Origin of the sequence: Jiella mangrovi (assembly GCF_017815135.1) — a bacterium.
In the GTDB taxonomy this organism is placed as follows: domain Bacteria; phylum Pseudomonadota; class Alphaproteobacteria; order Rhizobiales; family Rhizobiaceae; genus Jiella; species Jiella mangrovi.
This window is the reverse complement of the sequence record NZ_JAGJCF010000001.1, coordinates 24,069-46,790: the sequence shown is the minus strand read 5'-3', so window position 1 is coordinate 46,790 and position 22,722 is coordinate 24,069. Positions and strand designations below refer to the sequence as shown.

Below are 22,722 nucleotides of genomic sequence, written 5' to 3'. Positions count from 1 at the left end.
CCAACCTCTCACCATTCACCCGCCAGAAATCGCAGCCTCTGCGTCACGCCGAGCGAGCTTGAACCATCGCCCGCAACACAGCCTCCACTGACCCGCAGACCTCCCCGTCCGGCAGCGGTGGCCGCGCGATGATCACGACCGGCAACCCCAATTCCCGCGCCGCCTCGACCTTCGCATAGGACGCCGCGCCGCCGGAATTGCGGGTGACGAGGTGGGAAACACGATGCGCTGCCATCAATTCAGCCTCGGCCTGCCAGCTGGACGAGGGGCGCGCGAGGATGAGGGTCCAGCTCTCCGGCAGCGGCGGATCGGGCGGCTCGATCATTCGGGCGAGGGGGCGGATGTCGGGGCGATGGAAGAAGGGCGACAGGTGCTGGCGGCCGAGCGCCAGGAAAGGCTTTGCGCCCTCCGGCAGAGCGTCGCGGGCGTCGCCGAGGCAGGAGACCTCCGTCCAGCGGTCGCCCCCGACAGGCTCCCAGGCGGGCCGCAGGAGCTTGATTCGCCGGACCGCGGAGATCGTTGCCGCCTTTGCCGCATTGCGGGCGATGCCCACGGCGAAGGGGTGGGCCGCGTCGAGAAGCAATGACACGCCTTCCGCCGCGATGAAGCCGGCAAGGCCGTCCGCCCCGCCGAAGCCGCCGATGCGGATTTCGGCGTCGTTCGGCCGGTTGGGTGTCTGCGTGCGCCCGGCAAGCGAGAGGATGATCCGGCGCCCGGGCCAGCGATCGCGCAGCGCCCGCACGAGATCGTTCGCCTCCGCCGTGCCGCCGAGGACGAGGATCGGTGAAGCCGATTTCAGCGCCGGGTCGTCAGGCTCGGGCAACGAGGCCTCCCTTGCGATCGGCGACGACGATCTCCACCGCGACACCGGCATTTCCCAGCCGTTCGAGCGCGGCGGCCTTTGCCAGCCGGGCGATTTCGTCGGCGAGTGTGACGCCGGCCTCCGCCGTCTGGTCCAGCACTTCCTTGGCGGTGTTCGCGGCAAGGATAGGCGCTTCCAGTTTTTCGGCCGCCGCCGGATCGAGCCGCCGGACGGCTGCGAGCAGAAAGGCGAAATCCACCTGGCTGCGGCCGGAATGAAGGTCCATCGCCCCTTGCGCGAGCTTCGTCAGCTTGGCGAAGCCGCCGGCGATCGTCAGCTTTTTGACCGGATGAGCCTTCAGATATTTCAGCACCCCGCCGGCGAAATCGCCCATGTCGAGATAGGCGATCTCCGGCAGTGCGGGATAAAGCCGCCTCGCGAGCCCCTCGCTGGCCGAGCCGGTCGCTCCGACCACATGGCCGAGACCGGCTGCTCTCGCAACGTCGATCCCCCGGTGGATCGAGTGGATCCAGGCCGAGCAGGAGAACGGGTGGACGATGCCGGTCGTGCCGAGGATCGACAGGCCACCGACGATGCCGAGGCGAGGGTTCCAGGTCTTCTGCGCGAGGTTTTCGCCGTTGGTCACGGATATCTCGACGACGACGTCGGCGGGATGGCCGTTCGCCGAGCAGAGGTCTTCGACGACCGCTCGCATCATCTGCCGCGGCACGGGATTGATTGCCGGCTCGCCGGGCGCGATCGGTAGGCCGGCGCGGGTGACCGTGCCGACGCCTTGGCCGGCGAGGAAGGTCACGCCCGATCCCGCCGGGCCGAAGCGGACGGTCGCGATGATTTCGGCGAGATGGGTGACGTCCGGGTCGTCGCCGGCATCCTTGATGATCGCGGCCATTGCCTGTTGCGGCGAAAGCGCCTGCCGGTTCAGCGCAAAGCTCGGCGTCTCGCCCTTGGGCAGACGGATTTCGACCGGGTCGGGGAAATCGCCGGTCAACAGCGCCGTCAGCGCGGCTTTCGTCGCGGCGGTCGCGCAGGCGCCGGTCGTCCAGCCGCGTCTCAGCGGGCGTCCCTCAGCTTTGCGCGTGTCTTCGGCTTCGAACCCCATTGCGCGCTTATAGCCGAGTTCCCTAAAGCTGCCATCGGCGCGACGGGCAATCTGCCCCGCCGCGATCAGGATGAACGCGCGGTTCGGCCGGGCGGCGCATTGACAGGGAGAACCACTTGGCCGGGCTGATGATCGCCGCGCCTTCGTCGGGCGCCGGCAAGACGACGGTGACGCTGGCGCTGATCGCGGCGCTCAGGGCCGCCGGCCATCGCGTCGCCTCGGCCAAGGCCGGGCCCGACTATATCGACCCGGCCTTTCACAGGGCGGCGAGCGGACGGGACTGCGTCAATCTCGATCCCTTCGCCATGCGGCCGGCGCTGATCGTCCAATTGGCGAAAAGACAGGCCGAGAACGCCGATCTCTTCGTCACCGAAGCCATGATGGGCCTCTTCGACGGGGCGGCGGACGGCAGCGGTTCGGCGGCCGATCTTGCCGCGATGACGGGGGCAAAGATCGTCCTCGTCGTCGATTGCGCCCGCCAGTCCCATTCAGTCGCCGCGCTCGTCTCGGGTTTTCAGACCTTCAGACCGGAGACGAAACTGTCCGGTCTGATCCTCAATCGCGTCGGGTCCGAGCGGCATCGCGCGATGCTGGTCGAGGCGCTGCGGCCGCTTCGGCTTCCGATTCTCGCGGCTTTGCCACGGCGGGACGATCTGAGCCTGCCGGAGCGCCATCTCGGCCTCGTCCAGGCGAGCGAACATGAAGAGCTGCCGGGATTTTTCGACCGGGCAGCCGGGTGGATGGCCGAGAATGGCGATCTCGATGCGCTCGCGGGCCTGGCGGAAGCCGCCGATCGCGGAGACACGGCCCGCCTCCCGGACGCCAGCGCCCCGCTTTCTGCGGAACCGCCGCTCCCGCCGCTTGGCCAGCGTATTGCGATTGCGCGGGACGAGGCTTTCGCTTTCGCCTATCCGCATATGCTCGCTGGCTGGCGCGACGCGGGCGCGACGCTTTCCTTCTTCTCGCCCCTCGGTGACGAAAGCCCTGCGGCTGATTCCGACGCGGTGTTCCTGCCGGGGGGCTATCCCGAGCTTCACGCCGGCCGGCTCGCGACGGCCGACACGTTTCGCGCCGGAATGCTTGCAGCGGCAAAGGCCGGCGCGCTGGTTTACGGCGAGTGCGGCGGCTACATGGCGCTGGGCGAGGGGGTGGTCGATGGTGAAGGCATGCGGCATCAGATGCTTGGACTGTTGCCGCTTCAGACCAGCTTTGCCGAAAGACGGCGCCATCTCGGCTATCGGCGGCTGACGGCGATGTCGGGCAGCACCGAGCCGTTCTTCGAAGGGGCCATGATGGGGCACGAATTCCACTATGCGACGACGCTCGCCGAAGGGCCCGGCGCCGAGAGGCTGTTCGCGGTTCGTGACGCCCTCGGCGCCGACCTCGGCGAAACGGGGCTGCGCATCGGCCGCGTGATGGGATCCTTCTGTCATGTGATCGACCGGCGATGAGGGAAGCGGCCTATGAGCATGGCGGCGGCCTCGATGCGGCGATGGCGCGCTTCGGCGGCCGACGCGCCGACTGGCTCGATCTTTCCACCGGCATCAACCCGTCACCCGTCGCGCTGCCACCGCTTGACCACGAGATCTGGGCGCGGCTGCCGGATCAGGGGCTTCAGGAGCGCGCGATCGAAGCGGCCAGGGGAGCCTATGACGCCCCGCAATCGGCCGGCATCGTCGCTGCGCCCGGCAGCCAGGCGCTGATCTCGCTTCTGCCCTTCGTCCTGCCGCCGGATCTGAAAGGCTGCGACGTCGCGATCCTCGAGCCGACCTATGGAGAACATCGCGCGGCATTCGAGAAAGCCGGGCATCGCGTCTCCGCCTTGTCGTCGCCACAGGACGTGGCGGCCGGCGCGCGGATCGTCGTCGTCGTCAATCCGAACAATCCGGACGGGCGCCGGCTTGCGCGCGACGAGCTTTTTGCGCTCCACGGGCGGATGCGAGAGCGCGGCGGGTATCTCGTCGTCGACGAGGCCTTCGCCGATGCGGTCCCGGGCCTCTCGGTTGCGGACATCGCAGGCGTCGAGGGCCTGTTGATCCATCGCTCCTTCGGCAAATTCTACGGCCTTGCAGGCCTTCGCCTCGGCTTTGCGCTCACCACCCCGGCGCTCGCCGAGACGCTGCGATCGCGCCTCGGCCCCTGGGCGGTCAGCGGGCCGGCGCTGGCGATCGGCGCATCCGTTCTCACCGATCACGTGGCGCGAGCGAGCGTCGCGGCGATGCTTCAGGCGCAGGCCGCGCTGCGGGACCGGGCGTTGAGCGCGGCCGGCCTTGGCCTTGTCGGGGCCACGCCGCTTTTCGCCACGGTCGAAACGCCAGACGCGCGCGGGCTTTTCGAAGCGCTCTGCCGGCGCAAGATCCTGACGCGCCCCTTCGCCTACCGGCCGGACTGGCTGCGCTTCGGCAATCCGAGGAACGCCGCCGAAGCTGCCCGCCTCGGCGATGCTCTCGGCGCGGCGCGGGCAGACCTCGAACGCGGGGTAAAGCCTTGATCGCGCATCTCGCCATCCTTCTTGGCGGGCTGGTGCTGGACCGCCTGATCGGCGATCCGCCCTGGCTCTGGAAAAGCGTCAGCCATCCCGTCGTCCTCATCGGAAGGCTCATCGACAGCCTCGATCGCCGTCTCAACCGCGAGGACTTCACCGGCGAGACGCGCCGCCGCGCCGGCTTCTTCGCGCTCGGTCTGATGTTGCTCGCGGCACTCGTCCTCGGCAGCTTCGTTGCGGCCGTGGCCGATGCCTTCGGCTTTTTCGGCATGATCGTCGAGGCGGTGATCGTCGCGGTGTTCCTCGCGCATAAGAGCCTCGTCGACCATGTCCGTGCGGTGGGCATTGCCATCAACGAAGGCGGACTTGCGCAAGCGCGTCGAGCGGTCGCGATGATCGTCGGGCGCGATCCCGACGGGCTCGATCAGCCGGGGGTGCTGCGCGCGGCAATCGAGAGCCTTGCCGAAAACGCCTCAGACGGCGTCGTGGCGCCGGCCTTCTGGTATCTCATCTTCGGCCTGCCGGGGCTTTTAGCCTACAAGGTGGTCAATACGGCCGATTCGATGGTCGGCCATATGAACCCGCGCCATCGCGACTTCGGCTTCGCTTCGGCAAAGCTCGACGATCTGATGAATATCGTCCCCGCAAGGCTGACGGCGGGCCTGTTCGCGCTGGCGTCCATGCTGGGGCGGACCGGCCCCGGCTTTTCGCAGGTCGTTGCGATCACCCGGCGCGATGCCGGGCTGCATCGCTCGCCCAATGCCGGCTGGCCGGAAACCGCGATGGCTGCCGCGCTCGATCTTTCGCTCGGCGGGCCGCGCCGCTACCGCGATCTCATCGTCGATGCGCCCATGCTCAACGCCGATGGCCGGCGCCAGGCGATGCCGGCCGATCTTGCTCGCGCGATCGCGCTTTTCGAGCGGGCGATGGCGATCGTCATCGTGGCGATCATCGTCGCTCTGGTGGTGGGGATGCCGGGATAGTCGCGGGCAAGAGTGCGTCGAACCGCCATGCCGGTGGTTCTGAGCTTGTCCGCAAGTCAGAAAACCGGCGCTGGTTTGCGCCGGTTCTTCTTTCTCGTGTCTCAGCTGATCGGCGGGTGAGCCTCTATCAGTTGAACTTGTAGGAGATTTTCGCTGTCACGGTGTGGAAGTCGAAGTCGTCATCGACGGTGAAGTCGGTCGAGCCGCCGACGCCGCCAGCGAATGGACCACCATTGAGGCGCGTGGAACCGCTGCCACCGAGGTTGGTGTACAGATATTCGGCGCCGAAGGTCATGTTCTCGGTGAACATCACTTCCATGCCGGCGCCGACCGTGTAGCCGAAGTTGTCTTCGTCTTCAGTCACGACCGCGGGAGTCCCAGCGGTCACGGCCGGAGAATTCGTGGAAAACGAATAGTCCACATCACCATAGGCAAGGCCGCCCGTGACATAACCGAGCGCCTTGGGCGTGACGAGGTAGCCGGCGCGGGCGCGAACGGTGCCGAGATAGTTGAGATCACGGTCCGTCCGGTAAAAGGCAGGCGTCGAGGAATCGGCGTTAGACGAGCGCGTGATGTCGAGGGCGTTGATGTCCGCAACGACACCGAGAACGACATTGTTGATCTGGTAATCGTAACCGATATGAGCGCCGCCGAGGAAGCTGGAATCGAAGTTCGAATCAAAGTTCGAACCGAAGGCGCCCTCGATCACCGAGCCGGCAAACGGGAAGCCGTTGGGTTGCAGCTCAACGTTGTCGGGGTCTTGGGGGTTGAAGGCGCCGCCGCCCTGAACACCGATGTAAAAACCGGTCCATCCGGATGAGACCGGCATCATTTCCATGGGAGCCGGCGCCATGGGCGCTTCGTAGACGACGTCCGCGGCGTTGGCACCAGACGTGAACGTAAGTGCCGTTGAGGCGGCGAATACTGAAACAAGAAACGAGCGCATGGAGATCCCCCTAGTTTGCGGATTTGTTATAAATCGTACGCGCCGTTTCAGATATGTCTGTCCAGCAACATTTGATTTCACGTCAATCTCGAATAATCAAAGTTCTGTTATATGGGCGTGATGATAAAATATATAATATTAATTGGTTATAATAATGGAAGGTGATTGACTTGTTGGAGAGATGATCCCCTGAATTATCTCGTTGTTTGCAAAGGTGCGATGAAGACCGGCTTGTGAGAGATCCTCCAGCCGTTGGAGCTGGTGCTGGCCAAGTCAGCGGGAATTTGCCAGGAAAAACCGCAGCATCTCGCGGCTGGCGTCGGGCCCGGCAGGAAGCGTGTAGGAGCCGGCAGCGCTGCCGCCGGACCAGGCGTGTCCTGCGCCATGGACGCGCCAGCTCTCCAGCCGCTCGCGGCCGTCGCTCTCGCGGTGCACCGTGCGGGTGTAGGCAAGACCTCCCGCGGATGTGCCGGTCGTCGTCGCGGCGTTCGAGGCGGCGCCGGCCTTGGCCTGCTCGATCACGCCATCGCCGTTGACCGGCGCGACGGTGGTGTCGCGGTCGCCGTGAAAGACGATGGTCGGCACGACGCGCTCGCCCGCCGCAACGGGCGCACCGCCCCGCATCGCGGAAAAAGCCGAGCCCATGTCACGTGCCGCCCCGCAGGCAAGGCCGGAATGGACGCCGACGGCAGCGTAGAGCTCGGGATAGCGCTGGCCCATGATCGCGGCCGCCGCACCGCCTGCGGACAGGCCGGCGACGAAGACGCGCGCCGGGTCGATCCGGTGTTGTGCGATGATCTCCCGCGTGATGCCCGCGATCAGGGCAGGCTCCCCCGCATCGCGCTGCTGATCGCGCGTCTCGAACCAGTTCCAGCACTTTTGCGCATTCGCGCGCTTCGACTGCTCTGGATAGGCGACGAGAAATCCGAATTCCTCGGCCAGCTCGTTCATGCGGGTGCCGGCAGCAAAATCGTCCGGCGACTGGGCGCAGCCATGCAGCATGACGACGAGCGGCACCGCGACGCCAGTATCGCGCGAAGCGGGAACATAGAGCTTGTAGCGCCGGCTGCCGGCCGACCCGCTATAGGTCGACGTCTCGAAGCTTGCTCCTTCGGCAACGGGAGCGGAGCTTCCGCTTCCTCCCATGCCCGGCAGTCCGGTGAAGTCCGGCAAGCCCCCGTTGCCGAGGATCGCCCATGGATTTTTCGTCGGCGCGCAAGCGTCCCGGCGCGGCCTGTCCGGCGAGGGATCGACTGCGCCTCTGGCCGGCCGTGCGGTGTTGCCGCCAGCCGGGCGCGACGCGACGCCGTCGATCATGGCGGTGGGCTTCTTGCGAGAGGATGGTCCGCCGGTTCTGGAGAGGCCCGCTTCGCCGCTTGTCGTTCGGGCTTTTTCCCCGGCTCCCGCCTGAGCAGAGCCGCCGGTCAGCCCACCACGCAGAAGCTGCATCGCCTCCTTCAGCCTGCCTGCACGGGTCAGGCGTGTGACTTCCTGGATGTCGATGGTGGGCAAGGCGTTCATGATTGCTGTCCGATACTGGGAAGGGGGGAAGGGGCGGCGATTGGTGCGAAGGCGTGTTTCGTGCCGAAGCCACGAGGAGCCTCGTGTCTCAGCGGATGCGATCCCTCAGCGCGGTCTTCACCGCGGCGGGCGCCTGGAGCGCCCCAAGGACTTCCAGAGAGGCAATCGTTTCGACGGCAAGCTCCGGCGAGACGTCGTCCGCGATGACCGCGAGGCCCAGAACCTGGATCGCGAGCCGTTCGCCGGAGGCCTGAGCGGCCTGAAGGTCGGCGCGGCTGTAGCGCCTGACGCCGAGTTCGATCTCGCGGCGCTCGACCGTCTTGCGCATGGCATCCTCATGCCGCGAGAGCTGGTTGCGGATGGCGGTGCGGATGAAGTCCGTGCGATTGGCGTAAAACCCCTCCTGCACGAGGAGATCGATCTGGCCGAGATCGACGTGACCGAGATTGATCGTGATCTTCTCGCTGTCGGCGATCCTGGGCCGCAGCTCCTGAACCTTCGGCATGATCCTCTCCTTGCCATCCATGTGGATGGTAGGTGGAGTTCATGCCGTGAGAGTGCAAGATCGAGCCTGTGGGCTTTGACCGTAGCTGGCTGTGGAATCGACGCCGCTCGACTTGTGACGATTGCTGCGACTGCGCATCGCGATCGCGTGCCGGCCACGGACGCTGCGGATCAGGATTGTTGCGCGAGCATCGCGCTGTCGAGCGGCATCTCGAAGGTGATCCGCGTCCCGGTCTCGTTCGAGATGATGCTCATCGCGCCGCCATGGGCTTTGGCGATCTGGTCGGTGATGAAGAGCCCGAGGCCGAGGCCCTGCTGGCTCGCCCGCACTTCGCCGCGGAAGAACGGCTGGAAGAGATGTTTCATCGTCTCTTCGCCGATCGGCAGGCCGCCATTGGCGACGCTGAGAACGAACCTGCCGGTTTCAGTCGTCGCCCGCACTTCGATCGGACGGTCTGCGGCGCCGTGGGTGAGGGCATTTCCCAGAAGGTTCGACAGCATCTGGCCGAGCCGCGCCCGGTCGCAGCGCACGGGCCGATCGATGCTCATGGCGACGTCGATCGGGCGGTCGGGATGGCCGATGCGCATCTCCTCGACCACCTGCATGAGCGCGGCGTCCAGGCTGTTTTCCTCGCCCCATTCCAGCGTCAGGCCGTCGCCGAGGCGGCCGCGGGCAAAATCGAGGACGTTGTCGATGAGGCCGCCCATGCGCAGGACGCTTCCCTGAACAAGGGTGACGATCTGCCGGGATCGCTCGTTCAGCGGCTGGCGCAGCAACAGCTTCATGCCCGAATCGATCGATGCGACCGGATTGCGCAGGTCATGGCCGAGAACCGCGATGAACTGCTCGCGCAATTCGGCGATCTGCCTTTCGTCGATCAGCTCGGCCTCTGCGACCGCCAGCCTGTCGTCGGCATCGAGATGGGAGGCGATGAGCTCGGCGAACAGTTTGAACATGCCGATCGTCTCCGGGCTCTCCAGACGGGCCGGACGTTTGTCGATGGCACACAGGGTGCCGAACAGCTCGCCAGTGGCGCGGAAGATCGGAACCGAGATATAGCTCTGATAGCCGTAGGTGGCCGGTGACGGGTGCCCACGATAGGTCTCGCTCGCATCGACATGGTTGATGACGACCGGTTCGCGGATTTCCCGGACCTTGGCGCACAGGGTCGTTCCGATCGTCAACTCGTCGCCCGGCTTCAGACCGAAACCGATATGGTCGCAGGACTGGCAGGTGATCCATCGACTTTCCGTGACGCGCGCGACGGCGGCAAACCCCATGCCGGTACTTTGGCAGACGACATCGAGGATCTTCGGTACTGCCGCAATCCGGCCGACGGCTGCGACATCGTCCTTGAAGCTATCGTCCACGCGAGATTTCCTTTCGGCCATGTTCCCCAAGTTTAACAGCTGGTTGCGTGGGAGTCATGGCTTAGATCGGAAAGTGTGTCGCCGCGGGCGTACTTCGGGCCGCTCGGCTGAACGCAATCTGCCGCAAAGACGAGCGGGTCCTTCTCCGGATCGCCCGTCCTGGCAGGTTGCGGATGGTTTGACGTTCAGTTGCCCCGCTGGTCGAGCTCCGGCGCCACCTGACCATAGCTGATCAGCGCAAACAACGTCGAGCCGCCGAGAATGTTCCCGATGAGAGCCGGGAGATAGAATCCCCAGATGGCATGATGCGGCATCAGCTCGCCGGAGAACATCAGTGACATCGCCTCGACCGAGCCCGCCACCACGTGGGACAGGTGGAAGAGGGCGATCAGATAGGTCAGAAGCGCGATCACGAAGAAGCCGGCGTTCTGCGCAGAGGGCAAGACCCACACGACGGTCGCGATCAGCCATCCTGCGACGATGCCGCGCAGCAGCGTCGACCAGGGGCCCGCAGCCATGGCTTCCCGGGAGATTGCCAGCGCCGCGGCGGTGATGTCGGGTGTTCCCAGGACGTCGAAGGCAATGCCAGCGCCGTAGATGGCCGTTCCGACCATATTGGCGATGAAGACCACCGCCCACAGCCGCGCGATCGCTTTCACGCCGATCCATGTCGGGCGGGCGAGAACGGGCAGGACAGCCGTCAGGGTGATCTCGGTGAACAGCTGCTGGCGGCCGAGAATGACGATGAGGAATCCGACGGAATAGCCCCAGCATTCCAGGAGCGGACGCCAGGCGGAGTCAGGCAGATAGTCCCGCAGGACAGCCTGGGTGAAGACCGAAAAGCCGATCGACAGGCCCGCGGCGAGCCCCGACCACCACAGGCTGGTGATCGGCCGCGTCAACTCGTCCTCGCCTTCCTGGCGCACCAGTTCGTATATCGCCAGGGGGCGCAGGCTCAGCCGGCGTTCGATCTCGCGCAACTCCGTCTGGGTGAGCGTCGAGCCTTCTTCTTCGAGGCGCTTTTCCGTGACATCGTTCGAATGGCGACGCGAAGCGGCGTTGTCGACGTCGTCGATACGGGTGTCGGTAGAATCCATGCGGGGGCCTTGTGATCTGCAGATTTGCGGTGGCATGGCTCGACGATAGAGAAAGGCCATGCCTGTCCGCACACATATAGAGGCCGAGCGCCGGTGTTCTCCTACCAATGGGTGCACACGGCGTCACAGGCAGGATGCTAAACTTTCAGTGATGGCCTGAAACCGTCTCTCCCCGGCACAATGAGGATGGCGGCCCGCCGCCAGCCGGTACCGTGCCGTCCGGCAGCGTCATCCCGGCCAGGCATGGGTGCCACGCGTCAGGATTCGGTGCGCGCGATCCGCTGGATGTATTGGCCATAGGTGCTCTTGCCGAGTTCCTTGCCGAGCGACATCAGCTGGTCCCGATCGATCAGCCCCATCTCGAAGGCGATTTCCTCGATACAGGCGATCTTGAAGCCTTGCCGATGTTCGAGGGTGCGCACGAACTCCGCCGCCTCGAGCAGGGAGTCCGGCGTTCCCGTATCGAGCCAGGCGTAGCCACGGCCCATGCGCGAGACTTCCAGCGTGCCCTCGTCGAGATAGATGCGGTTGAGATCGGTGATCTCCAGTTCGCCGCGCGGCGAGGGCTTCAGCGTGCGGGCGAATGTCGCTGCGCGGCCGTCGTAGAAGTAAAGTCCCGTCACCGCCCAGTTCGAGCGCGGGTTCTGCGGCTTTTCCTCGATCGAGGTGGCGCGGAAGTCGGCGTCGAAGGAAACCACGCCGTAACGATCGGGATCCTGGACATGATAGGCGAACACGGTGGCGCCGTTGTCGCGCTTCACGCTGCGCTGCATCAAGCCCGGAAAACCGTGCCCGTAGAACAGATTGTCTCCGAGTATCAGGGCCGAGGGCTGCCCGTCGATGAACTCTTCGCCGATCACATAGGCCTGGGCGAGGCCATCCGGGCTCGGCTGCTCGGCATATTCGAGCTTCAGGCCGATCCGCTCGCCATCGCCGAGAAGCGCCTTGAAGCGCGGCAAATCCTGGGGTGTCGATATGATCAGGATCTCGCGAATGCCGGCCAGCATGAGGGTCGACAGCGGATAATAGATCATCGGCTTGTCGTAGACCGGCAACAGCTGTTTGGATGTCGTCAGCGTCATGGGGTGAAGACGAGTCCCGCTTCCGCCCGCCAGGATGATGCCCTTCACGACTTGCTCCGTTCACGATTGCCGATACCGTTCGCTTAATATATCCCGGCTGTCAGCGCCAGAAGGGAAGCGCGTCCGCCTCGCGCCGCTACGAGCCTGACGTCGCCAAAGAAGGATTTTCATGCTGGAAGTCACGCCTCTCGCCATCTCCGACGTCCTGGAAATCAAGCCTAAAAAGTTCGGGGACGATCGCGGGTTCTTCAGTGAGACCTTTAGTGCGCAGCGTTTTGCCGATGCGGGGATCGCGATGCCGTGGGTGCAGGACAACCAGTCCTTCTCCGCCGGAAAGTTCACCCTGCGCGGGCTGCATTATCAGGCGCCTCCATTTGCTCAGGACAAGCTCGTCCGGGTGCTGAAGGGCGCGATCCTCGACGTCGCGGTCGACATCCGCCACGGTTCGCCGAGTTTCGGACAGTGGGTGGCGCTCGAAGTGTCCGCCAAAGCCTTCAACCAGATCCTCGTGCCCAAGGGCTTTGCCCACGGCTTCCTGACGCTGGAGCCGGACACCGAGGTCTTCTACAAGGTCTCCGCGCCTTATTCCGGCGAGCACGACCGGGGGATTGCCTGGAACGATCCGGAGATCGGCGTGGAATGGCCGCTCGGCGGCGAAACGCCCGTCTTGTCCGACAAGGACAAGTCCGCACCCGCGCTGGCCGAAACGCCCGTCCTGTTCACCTACGACGTCTGAGGGGCGCCCGGATGAAGTTTCTCGTTACCGGCGGCGCCGGGTTCATCGGTTCTGCCGTCTGCCGCCACCTGATCCGCAATACCGCGCACAGCGTCGTCAACCTCGACAAGCTGACCTATGCGGCGAACCTCGCTTCGCTCGAGCCGATCTCGAATGATCCGCGCTACAGTTTCGCCAAGCTCGATATCCGCGATCGCGAGGCCGTCGGCGAGCTTCTGCGCGTGGAGGAAATCGACGTCGTCATGCATCTGGCCGCCGAGAGCCATGTCGATCGTTCGATCGACGGCCCGGGCGAGTTCATCGGCACCAATGTCGTCGGGACCTTCGATCTCCTGGAGGCGGCCCGGGGCTACTGGACGAAGCTTTCCGGCGAGCGCCGCGCGGCGTTCCGCTTCCACCACGTCTCCACCGACGAGGTCTATGGCGACCTGCCGCTCGATGGCGGTCTGTTTACCGAGGACACGGCCTATGCCCCGTCTTCGCCCTATTCGGCCTCCAAGGCCGCGTCCGACCATCTCGCCATGGCCTGGCACCACACCTATGGAATGCCGGTCGTCCTTTCGAACTGCTCGAACAACTACGGGCCTTACCATTTTCCCGAAAAGCTCATCCCGCTGATGATCCTGAACGGCCTCGAAGGCAAGGATCTGCCGGTCTACGGCAAGGGTGAGAACGTGCGTGACTGGCTTTATGTCGAGGACCACGCAAGGGCGCTGGAAATGATCGCGACGAGGGGAGAGGTCGGCCGCTCCTACAATGTCGGCGGGCGCAACGAGCGCTCCAATCTCGATGTCGTGCACGACATCTGCGACGCGCTCGACAAGCTGGCGCCGCGCAAGGACGGCAAGAGCCGGCGCGAACAGATCACCTTCGTCGCCGATCGGCCGGGCCACGACCTTCGCTACGCCATCGACGCGACGCGTCTTGAGACAGAACTTGGCTGGCAGGCGCAGGAGACCTTCGCCACCGGGCTCGAAAAGACCGTGGCCTGGTTCCTCGAGAACGAGGAATGGTGGCGTCCGTTGCGCGAACGCTATTCCGGCAAACGTCTCGGCCAGACTTGAGCCCCGCCGGGGCGAGAAAGGACGGTTTCATGCGCATACTCGTGACAGGGCGTGACGGACAGGTCGCTCGCTGCCTTCGCGACCTCGACGGGAACGGGCGCGAGATCGTCTGCCTCGGGCGGCCGGATCTCGATCTCACCGACGAGGCCTCGGTGGCTGCCGCAATCGCGAAAGTCGAGCCTGCCATCGTCGTCAATCCGGCCGCCTATACCGCTGTCGACAAGGCCGAGAGCGAAGCCGAGACGGCCTTCGCGGTGAACGCGCAAGGGGCCGAGACCGTGGCGCGCGCCGCGGCCGAGGCGGGCATTCCCATCGTCCATATCTCGACAGACTACGTCTTTGCCGGCGACAAGGACGGCGCCTATGTCGAGACCGACGAGACCGGACCGACCGGCGTCTACGGTGCCAGCAAGCTGGACGGCGAAAGACGCGTTGCGGCTGCCAATCCGCAAGCCGTCATCCTGCGCACGGCCTGGGTCTACAGCCCCTATGGCGGCAATTTTCTGAAGACCATGCTGCGCGTCGGCAAGGATCGCGACGTCTTGACGGTCGTGGCCGACCAGCATGGCACGCCGACCTACGGTCCCGACATCGCCGCAGGCATCATCGCCGTTTGCGATCGCGCGCTCGAGGAGCCCGGTGGCGCTTGGCCCGGCATCTATCACATGGTGGCCGAAGGCGAGACGACATGGGCAGGCTTTGCCGAGGCGATCTTCGCAGCTTCCAAGAAACGCGGCGGACCGAGCGCCAGGGTCGAACCGATCACGACCTCAGACTATCCGACGCCGGCGAGGCGTCCGGCCAATTCCAGGCTGGACAGCAGCCGGTTTCAGGCGGTTTTCGGTCACCGGCTCCCGGACTGGCAGAGCGGCGTCGATCGCTGCCTCGCAGCGCTCGATCGCGCGTGACGAACCTTTCGTCGATCGCAGGTCAGGGGTCGATTTTCGAGATGGTCAGATCACGGAATGGATGGTTTTGCGAAGGCTTTGGAGCTCCGGAGCAAGTCCCTGTGTGCCATGTCGCGATGCGGCGTCCTGTGACGTGCCCGCGCAAAAACGGCACAATGGTCGAGGCACACAATCTCTTGCATTCGCGGCAGGCTTCTTACCGCGCCTTCATGGAGCCTCGGACGTGAGAGGAGCCGGCCTTACCCCGAAGATCCGCAAGATCGGCAGCCTGGTGTCGAAGCTCGTGACGTCGGAGCGTGCGGCCGCGACTGTCGCGTCCTCCCCCCGCACCGGCACGTCACCCAAGCCGCGCAGCTTCGACGCGCGCAAGGCCGTCTCCTGGCTGCGGGTCGGGCCGCGTGTGGCCTCTCTCGTCAGACGGGCGAGGGCACTGCGCGACAGCGGCCGCCAACTCGAAGCGGCGGAGCTTTATGAGGCGGCCTCGAAGATCGCGCCGTGGCATGTCGGCTTCAAGGTCCAATGCGGCAACATGCTGAAGGATGGCGGGCGCCTTGAAGATGCCATGGAATGGTATCAATCCGCACTGACTGACCAGCCCGATCATGCCGACACCCATCTGCAGATCGGACACGCGTTGAAGCTTTCGGGCAGACGGTCGGAGGCTCTCGCGTCGTATCGCAGGGTCCTCGTCATCGACCCCGACAACCCCCATGCAAGCTGGGAGTTGATCCAGGCCGGCGAGATCGAAGAACAGGTGCGAGGCATTTCTGCCCAGATGACCGGACATGGCCTCGAAACGATGTTGTCCCTGTCGGCGGAAGTCGAAGCCATGCGCCGGCGGCTGTCCGAGATCGCCGGGGAACTGCCCGATATCGCCAGCCTCACGGCCTTTCCGGCCTCGTCCTACCGCCTGTTCCGTCAGCTCTACGACGTGCCGCCGCAGCCACCCGATCCTTCGGCGGCGCCATCGGAAATCCTGGTGGTCGCGGACGCGACCGGGCTCGATGCAGAGGGGCTGCACCGGCTTGTCGGCTCGCTCGTCGGCCAGTCTCTGGAGCGGTGGCGGGCGGTTCTGATCGGCGTCGACCCGGCACTCGCGGTCGCGGTGGAGCGGCTGGCGCGGGTGGATGGCCGGCTGGAGATGAGGATGGGGGCAAGCGCCGAGGCGGATTCATCGCCAGAATGGGCGCACGCTCGCCAAACGCCGGCCGAGACCGTCGTGCTTCTCGCGCGCGTTGGCGCTTTGCATCGCCATGCTCTCGCCTGGTTTTCGGCCGCCTTTGCCGCGAGCGAGGCCGACGTCGTGACCTGCGACGAAGAGTGGATTCTGCCGGGCGAAAGCGAGCCCACGGCGTTCGAGGCGCGCGGGCGCCTCGACCCGGACATGCTGCTTTCGGAAAACAGCTGGGGCGCGACGATCGCCCTGCGCAACGAAACGCTCGAGCGTCTCGACCTTTCGCAGGATGGCGGCGACGCTTCTTTCACGCGGTCCGATCTTCTGCTGAGTGCCGTGCGGGCGGACGCTTCGATCGGCCACGTGCCATTGCCGCTGGTCTCCTTCGTCGGCGCGGAAGACGGACGCGAGACGGCGATGCGCGCGGCCCGTGCAGGCCACAGGCGCGCGGTCGAGCGGCATCTCGGGCTTTCGGGCCTGTCGGGCCGGATCGATCTTGCGGGCGGAAGCGCCGATGCGGCGTTGCGCGTGCGGTGGCGGCCCGATGCCGGCGCCGAGAAGATCACCGTCATCGTCCCGACCCGCGACAACGTCGCCGACTGCAAGGCCTTCGTCGACAGCCTGTTTGCGCAAGCGGCCCGTCCCGAAAAGCTGCACTGTCAGATCATCGACAACGGCACCACCGTCGCGGCCGACCTCGCGCTTCTGGAGGAGCTGGCCGAACATCCGCGGGTCAGGGTTCGCCGCGACGACGGGGCGTTCAACTGGTCGCATGTCAACAATCTCGGGGCCGAGGACAGCGACACGCCTCTCGTCGTCTTCGCCAATGACGACATGCTGATGCGCAGCGCCGGATGGGACGAGACGCTTCGCGGCCTGCTTGCGCGCGAGGACGTCGGTGCCGTCGGGGCGAAACTTCTCTACGGCGACGACACGGTCCAGCATGCCGGCGTTCTCTTCGGCTGGAAGGGATCGGTGATCCATGACGGCCTCTACGAGCCGGCCGATCGGGCGGGGCCTTCCGGGCGATGGACGAAGACGCGCCGGGCCAGCGCGGTGACGGGCGCCTTCCTGGCGATGCGCCGGGCGGATTTCGTCAGGCTCGGCGGGTTCGATGCGCGCCGTCTTCCGGTTGGCTACAGCGACATCGACCTGTGCCTGCGCGTCCGCGAGCAGGGCCTTGCCGTCGTCTTTACACCGGACGTCACGCTGTATCATCATGAATCGAAATCTCGGGGTCTTGATCATCTCGATCCCGAACGCGCGGCCCGCAGCCGCGCAGAAAGAACGGGGATCGAGGCGCGATGGGGGAAGCGCCTGTTTTCCGAGGAACCGACCGTCAGTCCGATCTGGATCGACGCAACACTACCGTACCGATTGATATCCTTTCCTGCTCCCCGAAAGGCCCTCGACTTCATCCGGCTGACCGCTTCCACGGACAGCCGGATGATCAAGAGTCGTGCCCCGGCGGCGGCAGTGCATGATGTGAGTGGCTGACATGACCAGGGGTTCCCCTCCTTCCCTCGACCGCCTGATGCGTTCGTTTCGCAACCGCGAGCACGGACGCTCAGGTCGCAGAAGCAAGAGCGCCGACGTTCTGTCCAAGACCGCGTCGTTTCTGAATGGAACCCGCACCCACATCGTTGCGGGCAATAAAGCAAATGCGGAACATCGCTGGCGCGACGCGCAGGTCGCCTATGGCGAGGCACTGCGGCGCAATCCGAAGCTCGAGGCGATCTGGGTCCAGTACGGCCATGCTCTGAAGGAGCAGGGCGAGCTTTCCAGCGCCGAGGAGGCGTATCGCCGGGCAATCGACCTGCGCGAAGACAATGCCGATACGCATCTCCAGCTCGGTCACGTCCTGAAGCTCCAGGGAAAGCGAAGCGACGCCATCGGCGCCTACCGCAAGTCCCATATGCTCGATCCCTCCAGCCCTCATGCCGCAAACGAACTGCGCGACATGGCCGGCGCGGTCCCCTCCGAGGAGGAGATCGTGGAATTCTATCGCACGGGCCCTGGAGCCAAAGCCTTTGCGGCGAAGCAGGCGGTGATGGCGGTTCTCGACGCTGCGCCGAAAGTCGCCGAAACGCCGCTCGAACAGTATCTGGTCGACAACGACGTCAGCCTCGCCTTTCTCAAGAAGTTCGACGCGGAATTCTACTATTATTCGACGAAGTCGCTGCGCGAGCAGCAGGCGACCTTCGATCACGAAGCGGCGGTCCGCCATTTCGTTTCCGCCGGGATCGAGACGCTGGCGCCCATTCGCGAAGGTCATCACTTCGAGCGCGGCTTCTACGTCGAGACCTACGCGCCGGACATTCACGCGCTCGACCCGGTGGCCGCCTATCGCCACTATCTGAAGATCGGCCTCGAAAACGCCAGCGCGCCGAACGCAAGGCTCTGGCTCGAGGGCTTGCTGGGGCCGAATATCCGCGGGCTTGCCAGCCTCAAAATGCCGTCCTTTCCCGGATCGGACGCGAGTTCGGGCTTTGCCGACGAGTTCCGCTTGCTGATGGGCGAGGGGATGGTGAACCCCGCCATTCCGGTGGCGATCGAGCCCGAACATGCGCCGCTGCTCGCCGTTATTGCCGATCGTCTCGTCATGGAAGGCAAAGACGATCAGGCCATGACGGCCTATCAGAAGATCCTGCAGGCGGTTCCGGATTTTGCCCCGGCCCTTCGCCACTACGCCGACTGTCTCCTGCGCCGTCAGTGCTACCTGGAAGCCTCGAACCTCTACGAGCGGCTCACGGCGAGCGGCGAGGCGAATATCTGGACCTTCATCAATCTTGCCCAGTGCCGTGAGCTTCTCGGCGACAAGATGACCGCATTGCGGTGGCTGAAGAAGGGGATCGAGCAATATCCCGGCGATCTTGGCCTGCGGCGGCGTTTCAACGCTCAGGCATCGCGGGTCCTGACGACCTCCTGGCAGCTCGCCAATGCCGAGGCGACCAATGGACGGCTCACCGACGCCCAGACGCGGATCGAGACCGACTGCGGCATGGTCGCCGACCTCGTGCGCGGCGAGACGCCTGCGGAAAAGCGCTACGTCCGCTCGGTCGCGCTGGTCGGCAATTTCGATCTTCCGCAATGTCGCTTCTACCGGATCGACCAGAAGGTCGAGCAGCTCGAAGCGGCGGGCTTCGTCGTCGAGACGTTCAACTTCAAGGAAGACGTCGATCGCTTCCTCGAAAAGCTCCATTGCTTCGATGCGGTGTTCTTCTTCCGCGTCCCGGCCTATTACGAGATGATCCGGGCGATCGACAACGCCAGGGAAGTCGGCTGCGCGACCTTCTACGAAATCGACGATCTGATCTTCGATCGGGAGTTCTATCCGCCCGCCCTCGAAACCTACGACAACCAGATTTCCCACAAGGAGCATGACGGGCTCGCGCTCGGTGTGCCGCTTTTCAGGTCGGCTCTGCGCGTGTGTGAAAATGCCCTCCTGTCGACGAAGCCGCTGGTCGAATACGTCCGGAGCATGGATGGCGAGAAGCCGGTCTTCGTCCATGCCAATGCCCTGCACAGTCCGCACGCACAGCATGTCGGCCACACCGGCGCCAATGTGTCGAACGCCCGCGTGACGATCTTCTACGGCTCCGGAACCAAGGCCCACAAACAGGATTTCCAGGAGCTGGTCGAACCGGCGCTGGTGGCCATGGCCGAGAAATACGGCGACCGTGTCTCGATCGTTCTGGCCGGTTACATGTCGCCGGGCGCCGAGTTGCGAAAGTACACGGACAATCTCGTCCTGCTGCCGCCGGTCTGGGACGTGCATCAGTACTGGTCGACGCTTTCTGCCGCCGACATCAATCTGGCGGTTCTCAAGCCTGCCCCGACGACGGATGTGAAGAGCGAGATCAAGTGGCTCGAAGCGGCCATGCTCGGCATTCCGTCGGTGATCAGCGAGACGGCGCTCTATGCCGATCTGATCGAGGACGGCGTCGATGGCGTGATCGCGCGAACGCCGCAGGACTGGACCGATGCGCTGGACCGGTTGATCAAAGATCCGGAACTGCGCGGCAAGATCGGCGCCAAAGCCCGCGAGCGGGCGCTTGCCGAATACGGCATTCCTGCCATGGCGAAGAACATCACCGAGATCATTCGCTCGGCCTCTCTGCCGGCGCCGGACAGGCGCAAGCGCGTTCTCGTCGTCAATGTCTTCTATCCGCCCCAGGCGACCGGGGGCGCGACCCGCGTCGTGCACGACAACGTCAAGGATTTCGCCGCCCATCACCGGGACGACTTCACCTTCGAGGTCTTCACCACGGTCGAAGGCGGCAGCGAGCCCTACAAGACGTCGAGCTACGGCATGGACGGCGTGCGGGTTGTCGGCGTCACCACGCCGGACATCCCCGACATCGACCGTATCGTCTATGACGAGAGGATGGCCAAGGTCTTCGGCGACTATCTGGAGGTCTGCCAGCCCGACATCATCCATTTCCACTGCATCCAGCGGCTGACGGCGGCGATCGTGCTCGAGGCGCGGCGGCGCGGCATTCCCTACGTCATCACCGCTCATGACGGGTGGTGGATCTCGGACGAGCAGTTCCTGCTCGGCGAGAACGGCCAGATCGAGCTCTACGACCATGGCAACCCGGCCTCGCAGCTCGGGCGCATCCCGGCCGAACATTTCGCGACACGCATGCAACTGCGCGAATGTCTGCTCGGGGCGGAGAAGATCCTGGCGGTCTCCGAGGCCTTTGCCGACATCTATCGCAGCGTCGGATTGACGAATGTCATGGCGACCCCGAACGGCAACTCGGATCTTGCCCCCTTGCCGCGCGTGCCCTCGCCGGACGGCAAGGTCCGCCTCGGCTTCATTGGCGGCATGGCTCGCCACAAGGGCTACCCGTTGATCCAGCGCGCGCTGCTCAGCGGCGAATTCCAGAATCTGCGCTTCGTCTTCATCGATCACGCCATGTCGCTTGGAACCCGGCGCGGCGGCAGGCTCGGGACGACGGAGCTCGATATCCGGCCGAAGCTGCCGCAAAAGCGCATCGCAGAACTTTATGCCGAGCTCGACGTCCTCGTAGCGCCGTCGGTCTGGCCGGAAGCCTATGGTCTCGTCACCCGCGAGGCGCTGACCTGCGGCTGCTGGGTCATCGCCTCCGATCGCGGCGCGGTCGGCGAGCCGGTGATTCCAGGCAGCAACGGCTTCAAGATCGATGTTTCAAGCCCCGAAGGCCTGATCGAGGCGCTGGCCGAGATCGACCGCGATCCCGAACGCTACCTGACGTCGCCGCAGGCGCCGGTCCACATGCGGCGGGCCCGTGACCAGGCCGACGAGCTTGTGGCGCTCTACCGCGAGATCCTGACGCGCCACGAGGCGGAGGCTCCCGCCGATCCCGCCCAGATGATGAAGGAGCCGCCGGAGCCCGCCTCCGATATCGCCAGCCTCGAGGCGACGCGACTGCGCGAGGCGATCGCCGATTGAGATTTCGGCGACCGGCCGGTGGCGGGAGGCTCGCGCCTTGCGGATGAACGGCCACGGGCAGTTCCAGTGAGGGCCGTCTGGGCTTGCACATTCGAAGGATGCGGCTCGGCAAAGCGAATGCGTGTTTCTGGTAAACTCATCTTCGCCGGGACCGCTTCCGGTCTCGATTGCAGCGCGGAGAACACGCCATGAGCTTCGATCTGATCGTGCGGAACGCCAACCTTTCGGATGGACGCTCCGGCATCGATGTTGCCATATCGGGCGGCCGCATCGTGGCGATCGATCGTTCGATCTCGGGCGAGACGGGCGAGACGATCGACGCTGCCGGCTGTCTTCTCGCGCCGCCTTTCGTCGATCCGCATTTTCACATGGACGCGACGCTCTCGCTCGGCCTGCCGCGCATGAACATGTCCGGCACGCTGCTGGAGGGCATCGCGCTTTGGGGAGAACTCCGCCCGACGCTGACGCGCGAGGCTCTCGTCGAGCGGGCCATGCGCTATTGCGACCTGGCGGTCTCGCAGGGGCTGCTGGCGATCCGCAGCCATGTCGATACGTCGGATCCACGGCTCGTCACCGCAGAAGCGCTTCTGGAGGTGCGCGACCGCGTCAAGGACTATATCGACCTGCAGCTCGTCGCTTTTCCGCAGGACGGCTACTATCGCAGCGAAGGCGCGAGCGCGGCGCTCGATCGGGCGCTCGATATGGGGCTCGACGTGGTCGGCGGCATCCCGCATTTCGAGCGGACGATGGAGGACGGTGCGAGGTCTGTTCGCACGCTCTGCCGGATCGCGGCTGAGCGCGGCCTTCCGGTCGACATGCATTGCGACGAGAGCGACGATCCCCTGTCGCGCCATGTCGAGACGCTCGCCGCCGAGACGGTGCGCCACGGATTGCAGGGCAGGGTGGCCGGCTCGCATCTCACCTCGATGCATTCGATGGACAATTACTACGCCTCGAAGCTGATCCCGCTGATCGCCGAGGCGCGGATGCACGCGATCCCCAATCCGCTGATCAACATCACCCTGCAGGGCCGGCACGACACCTACCCCAAGCGGCGGGGCATGACCCGCGTGCCGGAGTTGATGGCAGCCGGCGTCAACGTCGCCTTCGGCCATGACTGCGTGATGGACCCCTGGTACTCGCTCGGCTCGGGCGACATGCTGGATGTCGCGCATATGGCGGTCCATGTCGCCCAGATGACCTCGCGCGAGGCGATCCGCCGCTGCTTCGACGCGGTGACCGTCAATGGCGCGAGCGCGATGGGGCTTTCCAATTACGGCTTGGAAGTCGGGAAGGCGGCCGACATGGTGGTGTTGCAGGCCGCAGATCCGATCGAGGCCATCCGTCTCAAGGCGGCGCGGCTCTTCGTGATCAGGGGCGGCAGGATCATCGCGCGAAGCGCGCGGCGCGAAAGCCACATCAGCCTCGCCGGCCGCGAAGCTGTAGTCGATGCCGCAGGATATGCGCCGGGCCGGTGATCTCGGGCCGATCG

General features: G+C 65.2%; 17 protein-coding genes. 9 read left to right on the top strand and 8 right to left on the bottom strand.

Translation table 11 applies throughout. The annotated features are described in order from the left end of the window. Positions 1–43: 43 nt before the first annotated feature. Positions 44–823, bottom strand: coding sequence for a cobalt-precorrin-6A reductase (locus J6595_RS00195; protein WP_245197505.1), 780 nt, complete (start codon positions 821–823; stop codon positions 44–46). Continuing rightward, positions 810–1,922 carry a cobalt-precorrin-5B (C(1))-methyltransferase gene (locus J6595_RS00190; RefSeq protein ID WP_209592419.1) on the bottom strand — a complete coding sequence of 371 codons (1,113 nt, stop codon included), beginning with the start codon at positions 1,920–1,922 and terminating at the stop codon, positions 810–812. The genes J6595_RS00195 and J6595_RS00190 overlap by 14 nt, the downstream gene beginning before the upstream one ends. Positions 1,923–2,038: 116 nt before the next feature. Between J6595_RS00190 and J6595_RS00185 the strand changes: the two genes are divergently transcribed. The 3 genes from J6595_RS00185 to cbiB are packed head-to-tail and all read left to right on the top strand — an operon-like array spanning position 2,039 to position 5,390. Then, complete coding sequence (locus J6595_RS00185) at positions 2,039–3,373, top strand: cobyrinic acid a,c-diamide synthase CobB (protein ID WP_209592418.1); 1,335 nt, start codon at positions 2,039–2,041, stop codon at positions 3,371–3,373. Continuing rightward, positions 3,370–4,413: a threonine-phosphate decarboxylase CobD gene (gene cobD, locus J6595_RS00180; protein ID WP_209592417.1), complete on the top strand. Its 1,044-nt coding sequence runs from the start codon at positions 3,370–3,372 to the stop codon at positions 4,411–4,413. The genes J6595_RS00185 and cobD overlap by 4 nt, the downstream gene beginning before the upstream one ends. After that, on the top strand, positions 4,410–5,390 hold the full coding sequence (gene cbiB, locus J6595_RS00175) for an adenosylcobinamide-phosphate synthase CbiB (RefSeq protein ID WP_245197504.1): 981 nt from the start codon (positions 4,410–4,412) through the stop codon (positions 5,388–5,390). The genes cobD and cbiB overlap by 4 nt, the downstream gene beginning before the upstream one ends. Before the next feature lie 127 nt (positions 5,391–5,517). On the opposite strand, the gene J6595_RS00170 is transcribed toward cbiB, so the two are convergent. The 6 genes from J6595_RS00170 to rfbA all read right to left on the bottom strand — a co-directional run bounded on the left by J6595_RS00170 (position 5,518) and on the right by rfbA (position 11,959). Next, positions 5,518–6,336, bottom strand: coding sequence for an outer membrane protein (locus J6595_RS00170; protein ID WP_209592416.1), 819 nt, complete (start codon positions 6,334–6,336; stop codon positions 5,518–5,520). Positions 6,337–6,609: 273 nt separating this feature from the next. After that, entirely contained in the window at positions 6,610–7,857 is a 1,248-nt protein-coding gene (locus tag J6595_RS00165) for an extracellular catalytic domain type 1 short-chain-length polyhydroxyalkanoate depolymerase (protein ID WP_209592415.1), read from the bottom strand. Between the two features lie 88 nt (positions 7,858–7,945). Continuing rightward, on the bottom strand, positions 7,946–8,362 hold the full coding sequence (locus tag J6595_RS00160; RefSeq protein WP_245197503.1) for a CopG family transcriptional regulator: 417 nt from the start codon (positions 8,360–8,362) through the stop codon (positions 7,946–7,948). Positions 8,363–8,532: 170 nt separating this feature from the next. Beyond that, a complete protein-coding gene (locus tag J6595_RS00155; RefSeq protein ID WP_342453052.1) occupies positions 8,533–9,732 on the bottom strand; it encodes a GAF domain-containing sensor histidine kinase in 1,200 nt (399 codons plus the stop codon). Between the two features lie 185 nt (positions 9,733–9,917). Continuing rightward, positions 9,918–10,829 carry a formate/nitrite transporter family protein gene (locus J6595_RS00150; RefSeq protein ID WP_209592412.1) on the bottom strand — a complete coding sequence of 304 codons (912 nt, stop codon included), beginning with the start codon at positions 10,827–10,829 and terminating at the stop codon, positions 9,918–9,920. A gap of 257 nt (positions 10,830–11,086) precedes the next feature. After that, entirely contained in the window at positions 11,087–11,959 is an 873-nt protein-coding gene (gene rfbA, locus J6595_RS00145; RefSeq protein WP_209592411.1) for a glucose-1-phosphate thymidylyltransferase RfbA, read from the bottom strand. 121 nt (positions 11,960–12,080) lie between these two features. Here rfbA and rfbC point away from each other — a divergent pair, with 121 nt between their 5' ends. The 6 genes from rfbC (at position 12,081) to J6595_RS00115 (ending at position 22,708) form a co-directional block, all read left to right on the top strand. Beyond that, entirely contained in the window at positions 12,081–12,647 is a 567-nt protein-coding gene (gene rfbC, locus J6595_RS00140) for a dTDP-4-dehydrorhamnose 3,5-epimerase (protein WP_209592410.1), read from the top strand. Positions 12,648–12,658: 11 nt separating this feature from the next. Continuing rightward, positions 12,659–13,711: a dTDP-glucose 4,6-dehydratase gene (gene rfbB / locus J6595_RS00135; protein WP_209592409.1), complete on the top strand. Its 1,053-nt coding sequence runs from the start codon at positions 12,659–12,661 to the stop codon at positions 13,709–13,711. Positions 13,712–13,740: 29 nt separating this feature from the next. Next, the gene (gene rfbD / locus J6595_RS00130; protein WP_209592408.1) at positions 13,741–14,619 is read left to right on the top strand and encodes a dTDP-4-dehydrorhamnose reductase; all 879 of its coding nucleotides are present in this window, start codon (positions 13,741–13,743) and stop codon (positions 14,617–14,619) included. A 223-nt stretch (positions 14,620–14,842) separates the two neighbouring features. Further along, the gene (locus tag J6595_RS22705; protein WP_209592407.1) at positions 14,843–17,290 is read left to right on the top strand and encodes a tetratricopeptide repeat protein; all 2,448 of its coding nucleotides are present in this window, start codon (positions 14,843–14,845) and stop codon (positions 17,288–17,290) included. A 1-nt stretch (position 17,291) separates the two neighbouring features. Then, positions 17,292–21,230 (top strand): glycosyltransferase, encoded by a 3,939-nt coding sequence (locus J6595_RS00120; RefSeq protein ID WP_209592406.1) that lies wholly within the window; start codon positions 17,292–17,294, stop codon positions 21,228–21,230. A 188-nt stretch (positions 21,231–21,418) separates the two neighbouring features. Then, positions 21,419–22,708: an amidohydrolase family protein gene (locus J6595_RS00115; protein ID WP_209592405.1), complete on the top strand. Its 1,290-nt coding sequence runs from the start codon at positions 21,419–21,421 to the stop codon at positions 22,706–22,708. The last annotated feature ends 14 nt before the right edge of the window (positions 22,709–22,722 follow it).